The following is a 17,913-nucleotide window of genomic DNA, read 5'->3' on the forward strand; positions in this document are numbered from 1 at the left end:
CGTCGCGCCGCGTCCGGGAGCGACAATCGCCCGCGGATGCCCCCCTCCCCCTCCTCCCACCCCGCGGTCGCCAAGTACGCGGAGCACATCAATCCCGCCTTCGTAAAGCTCCTCGGCGCCTTTGGCTACGGCCGCGTGTTCGTCCGCGCGAAGGGCACGACGTTGTGGGACCACGAGGGGCGCGAATACCTCGATTTCCTCGCGGGCTTCGGCGCCCACAACCTCGGGCACAACCACCCGAAGCTCCGGGCGCACATGGCCACGTTCCTCGCGGACGACGTGCCGAACCTCGTGCACGTCGGCCCGCCCGTCCACGCGGCCGAGCTCGCGGCCGAGCTCGCGCGCCGCGCCGGCCCGCTCACGATGTGCCTCTTCTCGTGCACCGGCGCCGAGGCCGTGGAGGCCGCGCTCAAGCTCGCGCGCGCCGCGACCGGGAGAAAGACGCTCGTGTATTGCAAGAATGGCTATCACGGGCTGAACCTCGGCACGCTGTCGACGTCCGGCATCCCGCGCATGCGTGAGCTCTTCGAACCGCTCTTGCCCGCCTGCCAGGAGGTGCCGTTCGGGGATCTCGACGCGCTCGACGAGGCCCTCGGCAAGACCCGCGCCGCAGCCTTCCTCGTCGAGCCGATCCAGGCCGAGGGCGGCATGATCGTGCCGCCGAAGGGGTACCTGCGCGCCGCGCAGGAGCTTTGCCGAAAGCGCGGCGCGCTGCTCCTCCTCGACGAGGTGCAGACCGGCCTCGGCCGCACCGGCTCGCTCTTCGCTTGCGAGGCCGAAGGGTTTTTCCCGGACGTCCTCGTGCTCGGCAAGGCCCTCGGCGGCGGCATGGTGCCCATCTCCGCGACGCTCACGACGAAGGACCTGTGCCAGCGCGCATTCGGCACCGCGGAGCGCTTCGATCTGCACGGTTCGACGTACGCGGGCAATGCCTTCGCTTGCCGCACGGCCGGGGCGATCCTCGCGATCCTCAACGAGGAAGGGCTCGTCCGCGCGAGCCGGGAGAAAGGCGAGCGGATGCTCCATGCCTTGCGGGATCGCATCGGCAAGCACCCGCTCGTGCGCGAGGTGCGGGGCCGCGGGCTCTTCGCGGGGATCGAGCTCGGGCCGACCGAAAAAGGCGGGCTCTTGCACCGGGCCTTGCCAGGCCTCGTGGAGGCGGTCTCGCGCCGCATCTTCGGGCAATGGCTGAGCGTCCGGCTGCTCGAACACGGCATCGTGGCGCAGCCCGCGAGCCAGCAATGGAACGTGCTCAAGCTCGAACCGCCGCTCACGGTGACGGACGCGGAGATCGACCGCGTCGTGGATCGGATCGGCGCCCTCCTCGACGAATACCGCGACGTGGCCCCGATCGTGCGCGACGCGACGGAGCGTCTCGGCAAGCAGTTCGCGGGCGGATGGAGGTTCGGATGAGCTTCGCCACGTGGAAAAAAGAGGCCGCGTTCACCACGACGCTCCTCCGCAGGCGCCCGTTTTCGTGCCTGATCCAGGTCACGAACCGCTGCAACATGGAATGCAGCTTCTGCGATTTCTGGCCGAACCCCGCGCCGCCGAAGCAAGAGCTCTCGCTCGCCGAATACCGCCGCGTCGCGGACGAGCTCGCGGAGCTCGGCACGTTCGTGATCTCGGTCGAGGGCGGCGAGCCGCTCGCGCGGCCGGACATCGTGGAGATCGTGCGAATCCTCTCGGAGAAACACATCACCGCGCTCTTCACGAACGGCTGGTTCGTGACGGAGGACAAGGCGAAGGCGCTCTGGGACGCGGGGCTCGTGCACGGCAACGTGTCCATCGATTACCCCGAGGCGAGCCGGCACGACGGGAAACGCAGGCTCGCGGGCACCACGGATCGCGCCTGGAAGGCGGTCGACCTCCTGCGCGACACGGCGCCGCGCGGGGGCAAGCAGGTGCACGTGATGACGGTGCTGATGGAGGACAACTGGCGCGACCTGGAAAGCTTGCTCCGGCAAAGCGAGGCGCGCGGGGTCGGCCATCAGCTCACGCTCCTCAGCATCGCGGGGTATCGCCGCGGCAAGGAGGGCCCCGACAAGATGCCGCCCGTGGGCGTGTCCGAGCACGTGCTCGCGTTATGGGAGCGGTACCCCCACCTCCGGTACTTCCGCGAGTATTTCGCGCGCATCGACGCCTTCCTCGCGCAGGGCGCGATGCCCACGTGCAGCGCGGGCAAGACCGGGTTCAACATCGATCACGTGGGCAACGTCTCGCCCTGCATCGAGCGCATTCACGAGAGCGTGGGCAACGTGCGCGAGGCGAGCCTCGGCGATCTTTATCGGCGTCTGCAGGACAAGCAGGCCGAGATCACGCGATGCCAGCAATGCTGGACCGCGTGCCGGGGCATCAACCAGGCGCTCGGCCAGGGCGGCTCGGCGCGCAGCCTCTTCGATCTCGGCACTAGGATGCGGACGAGCTGAACGCGATGACGAGGCCGAGCGCGGCCGTCGCAGCCACACGCACGCCCTCCCGCTTGGCCGCGCCGTCGCGCCCGTCGAGCAGCCCTCCGATCGTGGACAGGCCCCACAGGACGACGAGCGCCCCGGCCGCGAGCTGCCAGAACGGATGCCGCTCGCGCAGCCAGAGCAGGTGCAACGCGAACACGAGCGTCGCGGCGAACGCGAGCGCGGCATACACCTTCGTGCGCGTGGGAATGTCCGCGTCGGCCCGCGCGGGCGCGTGGCGCGGAAAGACGATGCCCGCGGGGGTCCAGCCGGGGTGGCGGACGAAGGTCCGCACCTTGTCGCCGAACGTCTTCGCCTGCCGCGCGACGGCGACGAGGTCGCGGAAAAACACCCCTTGCGCCCGCGCGCCGTCGTGCGTCTGGTAGCCGAACGGCGTGCCGAGGACCGGCGGATCGGCCGGATCGACCTCCACGTGCGTGCCGAACATCCGGTCCCACACCGTGAACATCGCGCCGAAGTTCTTGTTCAGATACCGCCGGTTCTTCGAATGATGCACGATGTGCGTCGCCGGCGTGACCAAAAACCAGAGACCCGGCCGGTGGAAGACGCGGGAATGGACGGTGAGCGCGTAAAACGAGATGATCGAGATCGCCACGAAGAAATGCTTTGGCGGCACGCCGAGCATCGGGATCGGCGCGTAAAAAAGGAACGCGTAGGTGTCGGAGAACCAGGGGTGGCGCGTGGCGACCGAGACGTTGAAATGCTCGGACTGGTGGTGGACGCCGTGAATCGCCCACAACGCGGCCACGGAATGGCCGGCGCGGTGGTACCAGTAATACCCGAGGTCGCCGAGCGCGAACGCGAGGATCCAGGGGACGATCGAGCCCTCGGGCCAGCGCACGAGCGCGAGATCGTCGTACGCGAAATCGTAGAGGCCGAGCAGCAAGGGGCCGAGGAAGAGGCCGAGGACGATCTCGCCGAGCCCCGCCGAGAAGCTCCCGAGCGTGTCGGCGAACCCGTAGACCTGCCTCCCCTTCCGCCGCGACAGCGCGATCTCCAGGGCGACGATCGCGAGGTACAAGGGGACCCCGAGCGCGTAGTACCCATTCGTCTCGAGGCGGCCCATGCGCCGAGACTACGGAAACGAGACAGGGGCGTAAAGCGCGGGCGGGGCACGTACCATGAGAGCACCTTTTTCGCGCCGCCGGCCATGAGCGCGGTCGCTCGGAAAGCCAAGCGTACCAAACGTCACACGTCGGGAAGCGCGCATAACATGTGCCCTTGCTTGCCCCTTTCACGCCCCCCGACCATGCTTCGACCATGCACCCTTTGTTCACCCTGGAGGGCCGCAAGGACCCTCATCCCATCTACAAGCGCCTCCGGGCCGAAGAGCCCGCCGTGCAGATCCTCGAACCTTATCGCAAGGTGCCTTTCTGGCTGCTCACGCGGTACACGGATTGCTCCGACATGCTGCGGGATCCGCGCTTCGGCAAGGATTTCACGAAATTGCCTCCCGAGGAGCGAAATCGCCTGCGCATGTCGGGCGAATTCGAGGTTCTCGGCAAGCACATGCTGAGCGCCGATCCGCCGGACCATTCCCGGCTGCGATCCCTCGTGGCCAAGGCCTTCACGCCGCAGATCGTCGAGGGCCTCCGGGGCCGCATCTCCACGATCGCGGAAAACCTCGTCTCGGATGCCGTCGCGCGGGATGCGAGCGGGATGGACCTCGTCTCCCAGTTCTCGTATCCCCTGCCCGTCACGGTCATCGCCGAGCTGCTCGGCGTGCCCGCCTCGGATCAGGACGATTTCCGGCGCTGGACCACGACGCTCTTCACGCCCGCGGACACCGACGAGCAGCTCGCGCACCTGCGCGCCACCGGCTTCGAATTCTTCCAGTACTTCATGGCGCTCATCGAGCGCCGGCGGGCCGAGCCGAGGGACGATCTCGTGAGCGGGCTCGTGGCGGCCGAGGAAGGCGGCGATCGGCTGAGCACGCAGGAGCTCGTGGGCATGCTCTTCCTCCTGCTCGTCGCGGGCCACGAGACCACGGTCAATCTCATCACGAACGGCATGCTCGCGTTGATGGATCACCCCGAAGAGCGCGAGCGCCTCGTCGCCGATCCCTCGCTCCTCGAATCGGCCGTGGAGGAGATGCTGCGGTATTGCGGGCCGGTGGAGACGACGACGTACCGCTTCGCCCTGGAGGACGTGGAGATCGGCGGGGTGACGATCCGGAAAAACGAGCTCGTGCTGGCGTCGCTGCTCTCGGCCGATCGCGACGAATCACGGTTCCCGGACGCGGACCGCTTCGACGTGGGGCGAAAGCCGAACAAACACATCGCCTTCGGCTACGGGATCCATTTCTGCCTCGGCGCCCCGCTCGCGCGTCTGGAGGCGGTGATCGCCGTGGAGACGCTGCTCCGGCGCCTGCCGCGGATGAAATTGGCCGTCCCGCGCGGGGACCTCGAGCCGAGCTCGATGCTGCTCCTCCTGCACGCGAAGAAGCGATTGCCCGTCCAGTTCTAGCGCTTCGAGCGCCGCTCGGCGCGTCACGCCTGAAAGGTCCCCGGTGGCAGCGGGAGCTGCACGCGGAAGGTCGCGCCTTGGCCCTTCTCGCTCGAGACGGAGATCGTGCCCTTGTGCGCTTCGGCGATCGCGCGGCAAACGAAGAGCCCCGCGCCGAGCCCGGCGTGCGCGTCCTGCCTCCGCCGGAACGGCTCGAACATCCTCTCCTGGTCCTCCTTCATGATGCCGACGCCGCGATCCCGCACCGTGACGACCGCAAAGCCCGTTTCTTTGCCGATCGATATCGTGATCGGCTGCCTGCTGCCGAACCGCGCCGCATTCGACAGCAGGTTCACGAAGACCTGCTCCAGGTGCGCGCGGTCCCAGTGGCCCACCACGGGGCCCTCGCTCTGGATCTCCACGGTGCACCCCTCGGCCGAGACCTCCGCCTGCATCTTCCGAGCGACGTTCCGCACGAGCTCCTCGAGATCCACGTGCTCGAGGTTCAGCACCGCGTTGCCCGCGGCGACGCTCGACAGGACGAACATGTTGTTGATGACCTGCGTCATCCGGTACAGCTCGCGCGTCGAGACCTTCAAGAATCGGTTGACGTCCGCCGGGCTCATCACGGGCGTCGCGTCCTCGGGGCGGGATCGAAGCATGTATTCGTACAGGAGCCGCAGGCTCGTGAGCGGCGTGCGCAGCTCGTGCGACGCGAACCGCAGGAAGTCTTCCCGCACGTGCACCGCGCTCTTGAGCTCCCCCTCCACCCGCTGGAGACGGCCGACGCGCTCCTCGAGCTCGCTCCGAAGCTCTCGTTCCCGCGCCAATCCGCGGACGAGGGCCCTCGCGCGGTGCTGCAAAAGGAGGGTCAATACGAACGTGATGCAGAGCCCGACGAGGAACGTGCGAAGGACGACCCTGCGCGTCGCGGCGAGGGCGCTGTAGGCTTCTGCCTTGTCGACCTCGGTCGCGATGCCGAGCCGGAGCTCCGAATCCCATACCCAGGCCCCGATCACCTCCACGCCGCGATAATCGCGGTAGCCGTCGATGTCGAGCCCGGACTTTCCGGCGATGGCGCTATGGGCCATTTTCGTCAAGGGCTGCTCCGACCGGGGCACGCCGGGGCGGAAGCCGCGGAGCATGTCGCCGCCCGGATCACGCAGCTCGATGGCGTGGCTCGAGCGCTCGCCGACCGCGAGCAAGCCAATGTCGCGGAGCGTCGGCTCGAACCGGCTCTCCGTGATGAGGCGCCCGTGACGGTCGAATGCATAGGTCTCGCCCGTCTCGCCGACCCGGCCCGACCTCGTGATGCGCGAGAACTCTCCGGTGGGATCGAGGCGGAAGGCGAGCGCCGCCACGATCGTCCCCTCCTCGTCGCGCACGGGCGTCACGGCCAGCATCGTCGGGACGTCGATGTCGAGGGCCTTGTTGTGCATGACGAACGGCGCTCCGATGACGGTCGAGCCACGAAGCGCCGTGGTGACGCTGAGCGGGTCCAGGCGGCTCAGCGTGTTCGTCCCGACGACGTCTCCGTGATCGGAGGCGATTTCAATGCCGTCCGTGGCGATGACGTCGAAGCCCATGAATTGTTTTTGCTGGACGACGTCCCGCAGCAAGCGCCGCAGCTCCCCGAGGTGCGGGCTCTCGTGGAGGGACCCGCCTTCGCTCCGGACCTTCCCTTGCGCGAGGATGGCGCGCCGGATGCCCACCTCGCTCGCCCAGCTCCTCGCGGTGGTCACCGTGTGCCGCTCCCACGTCACCAGAGCCTCGCGGGTCGCTGCGAGCACCGTCTGGAGGGTCGCCGCGGCCTGGCGGCGGTGAATCGTGTCGATCTGGGACAAACCTAGCCAGATGCTCAGCCCGATCGGTAGGAGCATGACCAGGAAGAGCAGCCAGTCCGCACGTTTCGTCGGGAATTTCACGGGGCTTGCCGCCGGCGCGGGCGAGAGGCAACCAAGAAGGATGCCATTGCCGTCCCGTGTGGATTCTGCCCTGGCAAAGGAGCGAGCCGCCGGCCGCTGCGAGCGCGAGCCGCCGCGGCCGTACCTACGTGCTACCGGCGGAGCGCGAACGCAATGCCGCTCTGCAGATTGCCCCGCATGACGATTCCATCGAGATCGGTGCCGATCTCGATCAGGGTCCGCGCGACCTCGGGCCGCACGCCCGTGACGATCACGCGCGCGCCGAGGAGCCGCACCGCGCGGGCCGCCGAGACGATGGCGCTCGCGACGTTCGTGTCGACGGTGCGCACGCCTGTGATGTCGAGGATCACCGCGTGCGCGCCGTGATGGCCGATGCCTTCGAGCAGCGTGCCCATGATCCGCTCGGCGCGCGCCTGGTCGACGCTGCCGACGATCGGCATGGCCACGACGCCCTCGGCGATCGGGACGAGGGGCGTGGAGAGCTCGCGTAGCGCCTCTTGTTGCGCGGCGATCACCTGCTCGCGCAGGAGCAGGCGCTCCTCCTCCTTGCGCTTTTGCTCGGTGATGTCCGTGGCGATGCCGCAGACGCCCATGAGCGCGCCGAAGTTGTTCAGGATGGGGAATTTGATCGTGTGGAAATGCCGGAGCTCCCCGGCGAACACGATCTCTTCCTCGAATTGAAGGGGCTCGCCCCGGCGAACGGCCTCCACGTCCTTCTCGCGCATGGCCTGCGCGGCCTCCGGCGGGAAGAAATCGGCGTCGCTCCGGCCGAGCAGCTCCTTGCGTGTCCGGCCGAAGCGATGCTCGGCTTGACGATTCACGAGCAGGTATCGGCCCTCCGGGTCCTTCACGAAGATGACGCTCGGCGAATGGTCGAGGACCGCGTGGAGCAGGCGCCTCCGCTCGTTGTCGACGCGCTCGATCACGGCCGCGCGCATCGTGGCCATCCGGGGCGGCGCATCGACGCGCACGTCCATGAGCGCGCCCTCGAGCGCGACCACCTGCGCCTTCAGCGAAGCATTCTCGCGTCGCAGCGCCGCGATCTCCGCTTCCAGCGCAGCGACATCTCCCCCCACAGCCGTTCGTTCCTCTGCCATGGTTCCGCCTTCATGTACTCCTACAATCCAGGCCGAAACGCAAGCCGACGCGTCCGTGGCAGGCCTGCTCACCGTTGAGTCGATGACGGCGTTCGTGCGACGCTCATGAACCGCCATGCAATCGAATGTCTTCACGGCCGTGTTCATGCCGCTCGCGCTCGGCGTCATCATGCTCGGGCTCGGGCTCGGGCTCACACCCGAGGATTTCCGCCGCGTGCTGGTCTATCCGCGGGCCGTCTTCGTGGGGCTCGTCTGCCAGACGGTGCTCTTGCCGCTCGCCTGCTACGGCATCGCGAAGGGCTTCGGCCTCCCGCCCGAGCTCGCCGTCGGGCTCATGCTCCTCGCCGCCTCGCCGGGCGGCGCGACGGCGAACCTCTTCAGCCACCTCGCGAAAGGCGATGTCGCGCTGAACATCACGCTCACCGCGACGAACTCCCTCCTCAGCCTGTTCACGCTCCCGTTCATCGTGAACCTCTCGCTCGCAGCGTTCCTCGGGACCGAAAAGAGCATTCCGCTCCAGTTCGACAAGGTGATCCAGGTCTTCGCCGTGGTGCTCATCCCCGTGGGGATCGGGATGCTCGTCCGCGCGAAACGCCCGGTGGTCTCGGATCGGCTCCAGTCGCCGGTGAAGATCACCTCGGCCGTGTTCCTCCTGCTCATCATCGCCGCGACCGTGCTGAAAGAGCGGGCGAACCTGGTGACGTATTTCAAGCAGGTCGGCCTCGCGGCGCTCGTGTTCAACCTGGCCAGCATGGGCCTCGGCTACCTCGTCCCCTTGCTCGCGCGGCTGCCGAAGCGGCAAGCGACCGCGATCGGCATGGAGATCGGGATCCACAACGGGACCCTGGCGATCGCGATCGCCTCGGCGCCCACGCTGCTCAACAATTCGACGATGGCCGTTCCGCCGGCCATCTACAGCCTGATCATGTTCTTCACGGCCGCCGCCTTCGGGAGCTTCGTCGCGCGCGGAAACAACGAGGAAGCCGCCCCGGCCGAGCCGCCGAAGGTGGCCCCGGGCGCGTGAATCAGCCGCGCGCGTCGGCTTTGCGTGGCTCACGCATGAGAACCACGCCGAGCGCGAGCACGAGCGCCGCGCCGACGCCGAGCCCGACGGGCACCTGATCGTTTTGCAGGAGCTTCTCCAGCCACGGCGGCCGCACGGCGAGGATCGTGATCGCGAGGGCATTGTTGATCCCGTGCACGAGGATGCCGGGCAGGAGCGAGCGCGTCTCGTGCCGGGCATAACCGAGCAAGAGGCCGAGCGAGAACGTGGGGAGCAGCCGATAGATCGAGCCGTGCGCGAGGCCAAAGAGGAGCGACGAGGCGACGAGCGCGACGCCGAACCCGGCGCGCGTGAGGCCTGAAAAGAGCAGGCCGCGGAAGAGCGTCTCCTCGCAAAGCGCGGGCAGGACGGCGATGACGATCAGCAGCACCCAGAGGGGCTGCCCGTCGAGCAGGAGGGCGTCGCCGAGCTTCTCCGCGAACTCCGGGGGGACAGGCACGAGGCGGGTCGCGATCGCCGCGACGGCGGCGCCCCCGGAGAGGCCCGCGAGGACAGCGCCGACGAGGGCGCGCGGGCGCGGCATACGAAGGCCAAGCGTCTCGCGCATCGAGGCGCCCGACGCGGCGATGGCGGCGAGCGCAGGCAGGAAAAACAGGCCGAGCTGGGTGGCGGCGAGCTGCGCGGTTTTGTTCGTCGTCTTCTCGACGAGGAAGCTCGCGTAAAACATCACGACGAGGACGACGGCGAAGGCGCCGAGGGAGAAGCCGAGGCTCGGGATCCCGCCCTTTTGCCGCTCGAACGAGAAGACGGCGCGGAAGGAGCCGCGGCCGCCGAGCAGGACGTCCTCGCGCTCGAAGACACGCGCGGCGAAGACGAGCGTGAGCGCGGCGAACAAGGTGGACGAGCCGATCGTGAAGAGGACGAGGTCGGGCGCGACGTCGCCGAGGTAAATCGCCTTGATGAGCAGCGCGACGTTGAGGACCGGGACGAACGAGGTCGCGACGGAGAGCTCCATCCCGGGCAAGGACGTGACCATCGAGAGGAGCATGACGGGCAGATAGACGGGCGTGAGCAGGTTCTGCGCGTCCTTGAAATCACGGGCGAAGGCCGCGACGGCCAGAAAGAGCGCCGAAAAGAGGAGCGTGACCGGGACGAGGAGCGCAAACGTGAGCACGTGCGCCGAGAACGGCACGTCCATCTCGCCCGGCAGGATGCGGCGCAGCGTGAGGCCGAGGCTCGCGACGTTGACGAGGGCCGTGAAGAGGGAGACGACGGAGACGGCGAGGAACTTGCCGGTAATGATCTCGATGGGCAGGAGCGGCGCGCAGAGGAGCGTCTGCATGGTGCCGCGCTCCTTTTCGCCGGCCGTCATGTCGGCCGCGCGGAGAAACCCGCCGAGGAGCGACATGAGGATCAGCATCATCGGCATGATCGTGCCGAGGACCTTGCCGACCCGCCGCTCGTCAGGCGCGACGTTGCGCGAGACGACCTCGAGGCCGGAGGTAAACCCCTTGGGCAAAGCCTTTTCGCCCTCGCGGGCGACGAGCAAGCCGTCGCGGGCGCGGGCAAGCGCATAATCGAGGCGATCGGCCGCGAAATCGGAGTCGCCCCACACGGAGTCGTAATAAAGGGTGACACGGGCGGCCTTGCCGGCGCGGACGTCCTCGGAAAACCCCCGCCAGGGGACGAGCACGGCGTGCACCTCGCGGGCGCCGACGAGCGCGCGGGCGGCGAGCGCGACCGCCGCGTCGGGCCGGTCCGCGTCGCGTGGTTTCGTGTCGGCCTTCGCCTCGGCGCCCGCGGCCTCGGCATTCGAGCCCTTGCGGGGCGGGCCGGGCGGGCGCGGGGGCGCGGGCGCGGGCGGCGCAATGGCGCCGGCTTCGAGGTCCCGGCGGAGCGGCGCGGGGACGCCGTGCCACGGCATGATGTCGAGTTTGTTCTCGCCCGCCGCGAGCGCGGCGGAGACGTCGGGCGAGAGCTCGCCCCAGACGGCGATCTTCGAGGGGCGCGCTTCGAGCGCATCCATTTCGGCGCCCGCCATCCGGCTCATGAGGAGCGCGAAGAGCGGGTAGAGCATCATCGGCAAGAGGACGAGGCTCACGAACGTGCGGCGATCCCGGAGCGTTTCGAGCAGCTCCTTGCGCAGAATGACGAGGACGATGGAGAGCCTCACGCCGCACCTCCGGACGAGGCGCCGTCCACGCGGGGAGCGCCGCGCTCGACGTGGTAAAGGAAGGCATCCGTGAGGTTCTTCGCGTCGCCGGCGCGCGCGCAGAGGTCCGGGACCTCGCCCTCGTCGACGATACGGCCTTCGTGAATGAGGGCGATCCGATCGCAGAGGTATTCGGCTTCGCTCATGATGTGGGTGGAGAAGAGAATGGCGCGGCCCTTCGCGCGCTCCTTGCGGATGGATTCGACGATGAAGCGGCCGGAGAGGACGTCGAGCGCATTCGTAGGCTCGTCGAGGATGAGGACGGAGGGCGCGTGGAGGAAGGCACGCGCGATGTTGGCGCGCTGCTTTTGCCCCGCCGAGAGCGTGGCCGAGGGGCGATCGGCAAACGAGGCCATTTCGAGATCCCGCACGAGCTCGTCGATACGCGTGGTCAACGCCGCCTCGGGCAAGCCATGGAGGCGGCCAAAATACTGCAAGGTCTCGCGCGGCGAGAGGCGCTGGTAGAGCTGCGTGTCGCCGGAGAGGAAGCCGATGAGGGCCTTGGCTTCGAGCGGCCGCTCGGCCATGTCGATGCCGCCAATCCGGACGCGCCCCTGCGTAGGCCGGAGGATGCCGGCAAGCATGCGCAGCGCCGTCGTCTTGCCCGCCCCGTTCGGGCCGAGCAAGCCGACGACCTCCCCAGGACGAACCTGGAGGTCGAGGCCAGCAACGGCGATCGTGGGGCCATAATGCTTGACGAGGCCCTCCGCCGCGAGGGCGGCATCAGGGGCGGTGGCTTCCGGGGGCATCGCAGGGACTCTGGCAGCGGCAGCAGGGGGGTTCAACGGGGTTTGGGGGTCAGAGGCGCCGCGCTGGGGCGTTGCCCCAGGCCCCACCAGGGGTTGTCCACCCCTGGACCCGGACCAGCGAGGCGCTGGACCCGGGGTCGATGAACTGCGCGATGCGCAGTTCATCGAAGGGACAGGGGAAGACCGGAGAGGAGCCTGCTCGTCAAGGCCGCTGCGCGGGGGGGTTCGAGTGCTGGCGGTGCCTGTCGCCGGCCTACACCCGAGCGGCGAGCCGCAGCCCTTGCCCCCGCGCATGCTCGACAGGGGACATCGGCCCTCGTCCTCGTCTGTTCGGCGCCGCGACAACCACGTGCATGCAACAAGGCAATCGGGCACGGAGCGGATCCAGGGGCATCGGCGCGACAGGGCGCGTGTCTCGCCGCCGAACAAGGGGCGTGGCGTGTTCCCGGGGGAAGGTCGAGCCTCGGGACACAGGTGGGAGGCAGCCCAGGGTCCTTGGCGAGCCGCCGGACATCCCCCGGGAACCCTCGAGGGTCCTTGTCAACGGAGGACGACACGCCAAGGTCGAGGCCAAGGTCAGGAGGCGGGCCGCGCCCCTCGGGAGGTCGCCCGCGGGAAACCTATGTCGCGCCGCCGAACACGCGCCGTCGACGGCCGAGGACACGTGTTCGAGGTCCGCCCACGCACGGACAGCGTTGCCGGCCGTGATGTCAACGTCGCTGCCTTGGCCGGCAAGGTCGTTGGCGCTCTCGTTTTGGCCTGGGAGCGGAGCTGCGCATCACGCACGGCATCGGCTCGACCTGTCACACACGCGCGACGGTCGTCATGGCGGGCCTGTCACGGTGTCGTACCAGTGTCACGCGCGTGTGACACGGCTGCGACACCCCACGCCCACCGGCTCGCCTCACCCAACGGCACTTCAAGGAGAATCGGGCGTGGTACGAGGGTTGCCTTGCGTCTGGAGGATCGTCTTGGAAACGCCGAGCAGCGGACATCGAATGATCATGCGCTTGACCTCTAGAATCCGATGGTTCTCCCTGGCCGCAGCCTGTTCCTTGGGTCTGCTGGCCTCTTCCGCCTTCGCCGCCGGAAACTCGGTTCTGACCGGCACGGTGATCGATGCAGAGACGCGAAAGCCCCTCGCCGACGTCGTCGTCACCGTGACCTCCCCCGCGCTGCAAGGCGAGCAGATCGTCGTGACCGACGCGGCTGGAAACTATCGCGTCCCGCAGCTCCCGCCGGGCGACTACACGATCCGGCTCGACGGGGCGAACTACAAGCCCCTCGGGCGCGGCGGAATCACGCTCCGCACGAACACCACGCTCCGCGCCAATCTGGAGCTCATGCCGGGCGAGCTACACGAGGAGATCTTGCTCCTCGCGAGGCCCCCGGTGATCGACATCGGGTCGACGACGACCGGCGTGATCGTCGATTCGAATCTTTCGCATCGCCTCGCGGTGGCCCCGCCGGGAGGTCGCGCCTCGGCCGTGCGATCGTTCGAAAGCCTCGCAGCGCTCGCGCCCGGCGCGCAGCCGACCCCCCTCGGCTTTTCCATCAACGGCTCGTCGGCCCCCGAGAACCGATTCCAGATCGACGGCGTCTCCGTGGGCAGCGCCTCCGACGGCATCAACGACACGCCGCTCTCGCTCGAATTCGTCCGGGAAGTCAACGTCGCCACGGGCGGATACATGCCGGAATACGGCCGCACGACCGGCGGCGTGTTCGACGTCGTCACGAAGTCGGGCGGCAACGAATTCCATGGATCGATCTTCGGCAGCTTCACGCCGGGCGCGTTCGAGGGGCGCCGAAAGCCCGTACGCGCGGAGGGCACGGTGGTCGGCGTCGATCAAAAGCTCGGCGCGATGCGCGACTTCGGGTTCGAGCTCGGTGGGCCCCTCATGAAGGATCGCCTCTGGTTCTACGCGGGCTTGAACGTGGCCCTCCAGGACCTCGACGTCGTGCGTTCGCTGAACCGCTTGCGGTACGAGACGAACGCCGACGGATCCTTGAAGCTCGACGCGGCCGGCAAACCCATCAGCCTTCGCGACGAATACGGCTTTCAGGTCACCGACCCCATCGAGGGCGGGACGCGCAACTACGTCGCGTCGAAAGAGACGTTGCAGTACATCGGCAAGCTGACGTGGCTCATCAACCCGTCGCACACGTTGACGTTGTCCGTGTTCGGCTCGCCCACGTGGTCGGGGGGGGACGGTCGGATCTCGCTCAATGGGGTCTCGGGCCAGATGACGACGATCAACACGAACTTGCTGGAAGGCGAATACGCGGCCTTCGGGCGGCGGGAAGAGCAGCGAATCAATACGGTCTCGCTCAAGCTCTCGTCGGCCTTCCTGAACAAGAGGCTCCTGGTCGATACGACGGTCGGATACCATCACGCGTACTCCAACCGCCTGCCGGTCGACGGGGCGGGAATCGGGAGCGGCCAGGGGCTCGACAACGTCCCCGGCGTCTCGTGGACGCGGGGCGCGCCGCATACCATCGCGGATTTCGAGAATCTCCCGGCGGGCAGTGGTTGCGAGCCCAAGGGCTCGACGAACGTCATCTACTGCCCGGTGCGCGCCTACCTGACGGGGGGGCCCGGGAACGTCAACGAATCCATCACGAACCGTTTCCAGGGGCGCTCGGTCGTCACGTACCTGCTGAACGCGTTCGGGCAACACGTCATCAAGGCGGGGATCGACGTCGAGGTGTCGAACAGCCTGTTCGCGCGGGCGAACACCGGGGACGTGTGGTTCTCCGAGACGTACGATGGCTCCGCGTGGCAGGTGTGGCGCATCGGAACCCTGACGAGCCCGGACAACGTGTACGTCCCGAAGCTGCAATCCCCCACGACGCATTCGACCATCGTCGGCGGGTTCGTGCAGGATAGCTTCACGTTCCTCGACCGGTTCACGCTGAATGCAGGCTTGCGCTACGACGCGCAGATGATGTCGAGCAGCGAGGGGGTGGGCATGGTGCTCCCCAACCAATGGTCGCCCCGCGTGGGAGCCATTTACGACCCCACCGGCCAGGGGCGGTCGAAGATCTTCGCGAGCTACGCGCGGTATTACGAGAACGTGCCCCTCGGCATGGCCGAGGGCCTGTTCGTCCAGCGGCCCTTCACCCTGTCCGTCGTGCCGAACTCCGTCTGTGACCCCACCGATCCCGCCAAGGTCGAGGCGTGCCTCGACCCGAAGAACCGGCTCACGTTCGGGGCGCCCTCCTCGCCCAACCGGCAATGGGGCTTTTATTACGGCGACCGTGCGCCGGTGGATCCGGAGCTCGAGGCGCAATCGATGGACGAGATCACGGCAGGCGGCGAGTACCAGGTCTTCGACGATGCGCGTGTGGGCGCGACCTACACGCACCGGTCGATCCACCGCGTCATCGAGAACATGAGCCGCGACGAAGGGACGTCGTTCTTCGTGGGCAACCCCGGGCACGGCGCCGCGTCCGACTTCCCCGAGGCGCGGCGCGATTACGACGCCGTGACCGTGTTCTTCCAGAAGTCGTTTTCCCAGGGGTGGCTCGCGCTGGCGAGCTACACGGCGTCGTATCTCCGCGGCAACTACCCCGGGCTCGCCTCGGGGTCCTGGCCGTCCCCGCATACCCTCAGCGACTTCGACCTGCTCTCGCTCCTGCCGAACCGGGATGGCCCGCTCCCTGGCGATCGGCGCCATTCCGTCAAGCTCTACGGCGCCAAGGAGTTCGCGCTCCCGAAGAACATCCGCGTCAACCTCGGGGTGAGCTACACCGGCACGTCGGGGGAGCCGCTCGATGTCCTCGGCGCGCATCCCTTTTATGGACGGGGCGCCGCGTTCATTTTGCCGCGGGGCGCGGGCGGCAACCTGCCCTGGGTCCACAGCGTCGATTCGAACCTCGCCGTCGGCTACAAGATCAGCAAGGACAGCACGCTCTCCGTGAACGTGGACGTGTTCAACCTGTTCAACTTCCAGGCCGAGACCAGCCGCGACGAGTCCTTCACCTACGCGAACGTGCGGCCCATCGACGGCGGATCGACGGAGGATCTGCCCGAGAAGGGCGAATCGGCCTGCGCGACGAGCGCGGGTTGTGGGTACAAGCTCGTGAATTTCGAGGACGGCTCGCCCTTCGATCCCGCGAATCGGAACCCCAACTACGGCAGCCCCACTTCGTACCAGGCCCCGAGGACGATCCGGATGGGCGTCCGGTTGACCTTCTGACCGCGGAACGAGGAGACGAAGCATGATTCGCCACACCCCCCCCAAGACGATCGCCCTCGGGGCCTCTGCGCTCCTGTTCACGGCCGCGTTCGGCACGTCCTGCGAGCAGCCGCCGATCCTCTGCGAGGTCGCGAGCAGCGCCTATATCGTGAAATACTACCCCAAGGACGCCGGCAGCGATTGCCTCAAGCTCCCCGGGGAGCGGGTCGGCATGTCCGTGTACAACCCGCCGAAGGGAGACGACCGGGAGATCGACGCCACCCAGGCGACGGTCGCGATCCAGGCGCATGCGATGGGCGTGCTCGCAGACGACGCGAAGAACAAGGCCGGCGCGACGGATCCCGATTCGAATCACAAGCAGTATTCCCTGGGTGATTACGCCGCACGACCGGACGCAGACGATCTCTGCGCGACCTCGGGCCTCTCGGTCGCCGAGCAGCACATCCCGGAGACGGCCTACACGGACGCGGACGGCCATCCGGCCATCTACCCCGAGACGCGCCTCGCCTACGAATGGCGGGACGTGCGCGTGTACATGACGTTCGCGACGTCGGGGAACGCCGCGACGGGCGAGGTGACCATCACCCGGGACACCGAGGATCCGGCGACGGGTGATCACGAGACGTGCACGACGACGTACGTCGCGAGCGCCCTGTTCCCCATCGCCGGCTGCGAAGCGGTGGACGCCATGGGCCAAGCGACGGGGATGCCCGACGACACGCGCTGCTGCGCGAACGCCGATCCTTCCCAGGGGCGGCCCTTTGGCTCCGGCATTCACCCGAATTTCAAGGTGAAGTGTGATCCCGAGCTTTTGCTCTGCGTGCTCGACTGGAAGCCCGGGGAGTCGTTCCCGCCGCTCGGGAAGAGCTCCTTCTGCGGCGCGGGGGGCTGAGCGCTCGCCTCGCAGGAGGAGGCGGTCCCATGAGACAGCTCGGCGGCGTGGGTTCGCCGAGCACGAGGGACCCGGTCGTGTGGGAGGATCGCGAGGTCTTCCGCATCGATTCGCCGAAAGCAGACACGATCGAGCGGTTGACCACGTTTCTTTCGACGTATCGTTCGCGATAGAAGCGCGCCGACCTGCACGCGTGCCGCTCGACAGGTTGCGGGGTGGCGCACGAGCGGCGGCTCCTTGATTCCCCTTGACGCTCGCCCAAAGGAGCGTCGACCCTAGGGGCAATCATGCAACCTGCGCTCGTCGCCCTGGTCATTTTCGTCGTCTATATGGCGGTCGCTTTCGGGATCCGGACCGTGCAGCACCTGCGCGCCACCGGGACGACGGGTTTCCAAGGCATTTCCGGGCCCCCCGGATCGGCGTCCTGGTTTGGCGGCGTGCTCTTCGCGCTCGCCCTCGGGCTGGCCGCGCTCGCGCCGGTCCTGGAGCTCGCCGGGCTCGTGAAGAGCCTCGTCGAGCTCCCGCGCTGGGCCACCTGGAGCGCCGCCGGCCTGGCCGTCGTCGGAACCGTCGCCACGTACGGCTCCCAGGTCGCGATGGGCAAGTCCTGGCGTATCGGCGTCCGGGATACCGAGCGCACGGAGCTCGTGATCGAAGGCCCGTTTCGGATCGTCCGGAACCCGATCTTCTCGTGCATGCTGGTCACGGGCACCGAAATCGCGCTGGTCCTCCCCAACGTGCTCGCGCTCGTGTCCCTGCTTTGCCTGTTCGTGGCGGTGGAATTGCAGGTGCGTGTCGTCGAGGAGCCCTATCTGCACCGCACGCACGGCCCTCGATACGCCGAATACTGTCTACAGGTGGGTCGATTCGTCCCGGGCCTCGGGCGGAGGCGCTTCTGACGGCCGATGCAACCCGTT

The 17,913-nt window shown here is 68.0% G+C and carries 13 protein-coding genes; 8 read left to right on the forward strand and 5 right to left on the reverse strand.

Going from position 1 to position 17,913, the window contains the following annotated elements; all coding sequences use genetic code 11:
* The first annotated feature begins 36 nt into the window (after window positions 1-36).
* Together E8A74_RS07660 and E8A74_RS07665 are read left to right on the forward strand one after the other, a co-directional pair.
* Entirely contained in the window at window positions 37-1,413 is a 1,377-nt protein-coding gene (locus E8A74_RS07660; protein WP_136928280.1) for an aspartate aminotransferase family protein, read from the forward strand.
* Window positions 1,410-2,429, forward strand: coding sequence for a radical SAM/SPASM domain-containing protein (locus tag E8A74_RS07665; protein WP_170228942.1), 1,020 nt, complete (start codon window positions 1,410-1,412; stop codon window positions 2,427-2,429). Before E8A74_RS07660 ends, E8A74_RS07665 begins: the two co-directional genes overlap by 4 nt.
* On the opposite strand, the gene E8A74_RS07670 is transcribed toward E8A74_RS07665, so the two are convergent.
* Window positions 2,410-3,540, reverse strand: coding sequence for a sterol desaturase family protein (locus tag E8A74_RS07670; RefSeq protein WP_136928282.1), 1,131 nt, complete (start codon window positions 3,538-3,540; stop codon window positions 2,410-2,412). The two genes, E8A74_RS07665 and E8A74_RS07670, sit on opposite strands and share 20 nt — an antisense overlap.
* A 194-nt stretch (window positions 3,541-3,734) precedes the next feature.
* Here E8A74_RS07670 and E8A74_RS07675 point away from each other — a divergent pair, with 194 nt between their 5' ends.
* Window positions 3,735-4,940: a cytochrome P450 family protein gene (locus E8A74_RS07675; RefSeq protein ID WP_136928283.1), complete on the forward strand. Its 1,206-nt coding sequence runs from the start codon at window positions 3,735-3,737 to the stop codon at window positions 4,938-4,940.
* A 23-nt stretch (window positions 4,941-4,963) separates the two neighbouring features.
* On the opposite strand, the gene E8A74_RS07680 is transcribed toward E8A74_RS07675, so the two are convergent.
* Window positions 4,964-6,844 carry a sensor histidine kinase gene (locus E8A74_RS07680; protein WP_136928284.1) on the reverse strand — a complete coding sequence of 627 codons (1,881 nt, stop codon included), beginning with the start codon at window positions 6,842-6,844 and terminating at the stop codon, window positions 4,964-4,966.
* 131 nt (window positions 6,845-6,975) lie between these two features.
* Window positions 6,976-7,941: a PAS domain-containing protein gene (locus E8A74_RS07685; protein WP_170228943.1), complete on the reverse strand. Its 966-nt coding sequence runs from the start codon at window positions 7,939-7,941 to the stop codon at window positions 6,976-6,978.
* Window positions 7,942-8,056: 115 nt separating this feature from the next.
* On the opposite strand from E8A74_RS07685, the gene E8A74_RS07690 reads away from it, so the two are divergent.
* Complete coding sequence (locus tag E8A74_RS07690) at window positions 8,057-8,965, forward strand: bile acid:sodium symporter family protein (RefSeq protein ID WP_136928286.1); 909 nt, start codon at window positions 8,057-8,059, stop codon at window positions 8,963-8,965.
* A gap of 1 nt (window position 8,966) precedes the next feature.
* On the opposite strand, the gene E8A74_RS07695 is transcribed toward E8A74_RS07690, so the two are convergent.
* Both E8A74_RS07695 and E8A74_RS07700 read right to left on the reverse strand, forming a co-directional pair.
* Complete coding sequence (locus E8A74_RS07695) at window positions 8,967-11,117, reverse strand: ABC transporter permease subunit/CPBP intramembrane protease (protein ID WP_136928287.1); 2,151 nt, start codon at window positions 11,115-11,117, stop codon at window positions 8,967-8,969.
* Entirely contained in the window at window positions 11,114-11,905 is a 792-nt protein-coding gene (locus E8A74_RS07700; protein ID WP_136928288.1) for an ABC transporter ATP-binding protein, read from the reverse strand. The genes E8A74_RS07695 and E8A74_RS07700 overlap by 4 nt, the downstream gene beginning before the upstream one ends.
* Window positions 11,906-13,017: 1,112 nt before the next feature.
* On the opposite strand from E8A74_RS07700, the gene E8A74_RS07705 reads away from it, so the two are divergent.
* The 4 genes from E8A74_RS07705 to E8A74_RS07715 all read left to right on the forward strand — a co-directional run bounded on the left by E8A74_RS07705 (window position 13,018) and on the right by E8A74_RS07715 (window position 17,895).
* Entirely contained in the window at window positions 13,018-16,104 is a 3,087-nt protein-coding gene (locus E8A74_RS07705; RefSeq protein WP_170228944.1) for a TonB-dependent receptor, read from the forward strand.
* A gap of 22 nt (window positions 16,105-16,126) precedes the next feature.
* Window positions 16,127-16,996: a hypothetical protein gene (locus E8A74_RS07710; protein ID WP_136928290.1), complete on the forward strand. Its 870-nt coding sequence runs from the start codon at window positions 16,127-16,129 to the stop codon at window positions 16,994-16,996.
* A 29-nt stretch (window positions 16,997-17,025) separates the two neighbouring features.
* On the forward strand, window positions 17,026-17,169 hold the full coding sequence (locus tag E8A74_RS52000) for a hypothetical protein (protein WP_170228945.1): 144 nt from the start codon (window positions 17,026-17,028) through the stop codon (window positions 17,167-17,169).
* Window positions 17,170-17,283: 114 nt separating this feature from the next.
* Window positions 17,284-17,895, forward strand: coding sequence for a methyltransferase family protein (locus E8A74_RS07715; RefSeq protein ID WP_136928291.1), 612 nt, complete (start codon window positions 17,284-17,286; stop codon window positions 17,893-17,895).
* Window positions 17,896-17,913 lie beyond the last annotated feature (18 nt).

The sequence above is a fragment of the Polyangium fumosum genome (genome assembly GCF_005144585.1).
GTDB classification, from domain to species: Bacteria; Myxococcota_A; Polyangia; order Polyangiales; family Polyangiaceae; genus Polyangium; species Polyangium fumosum.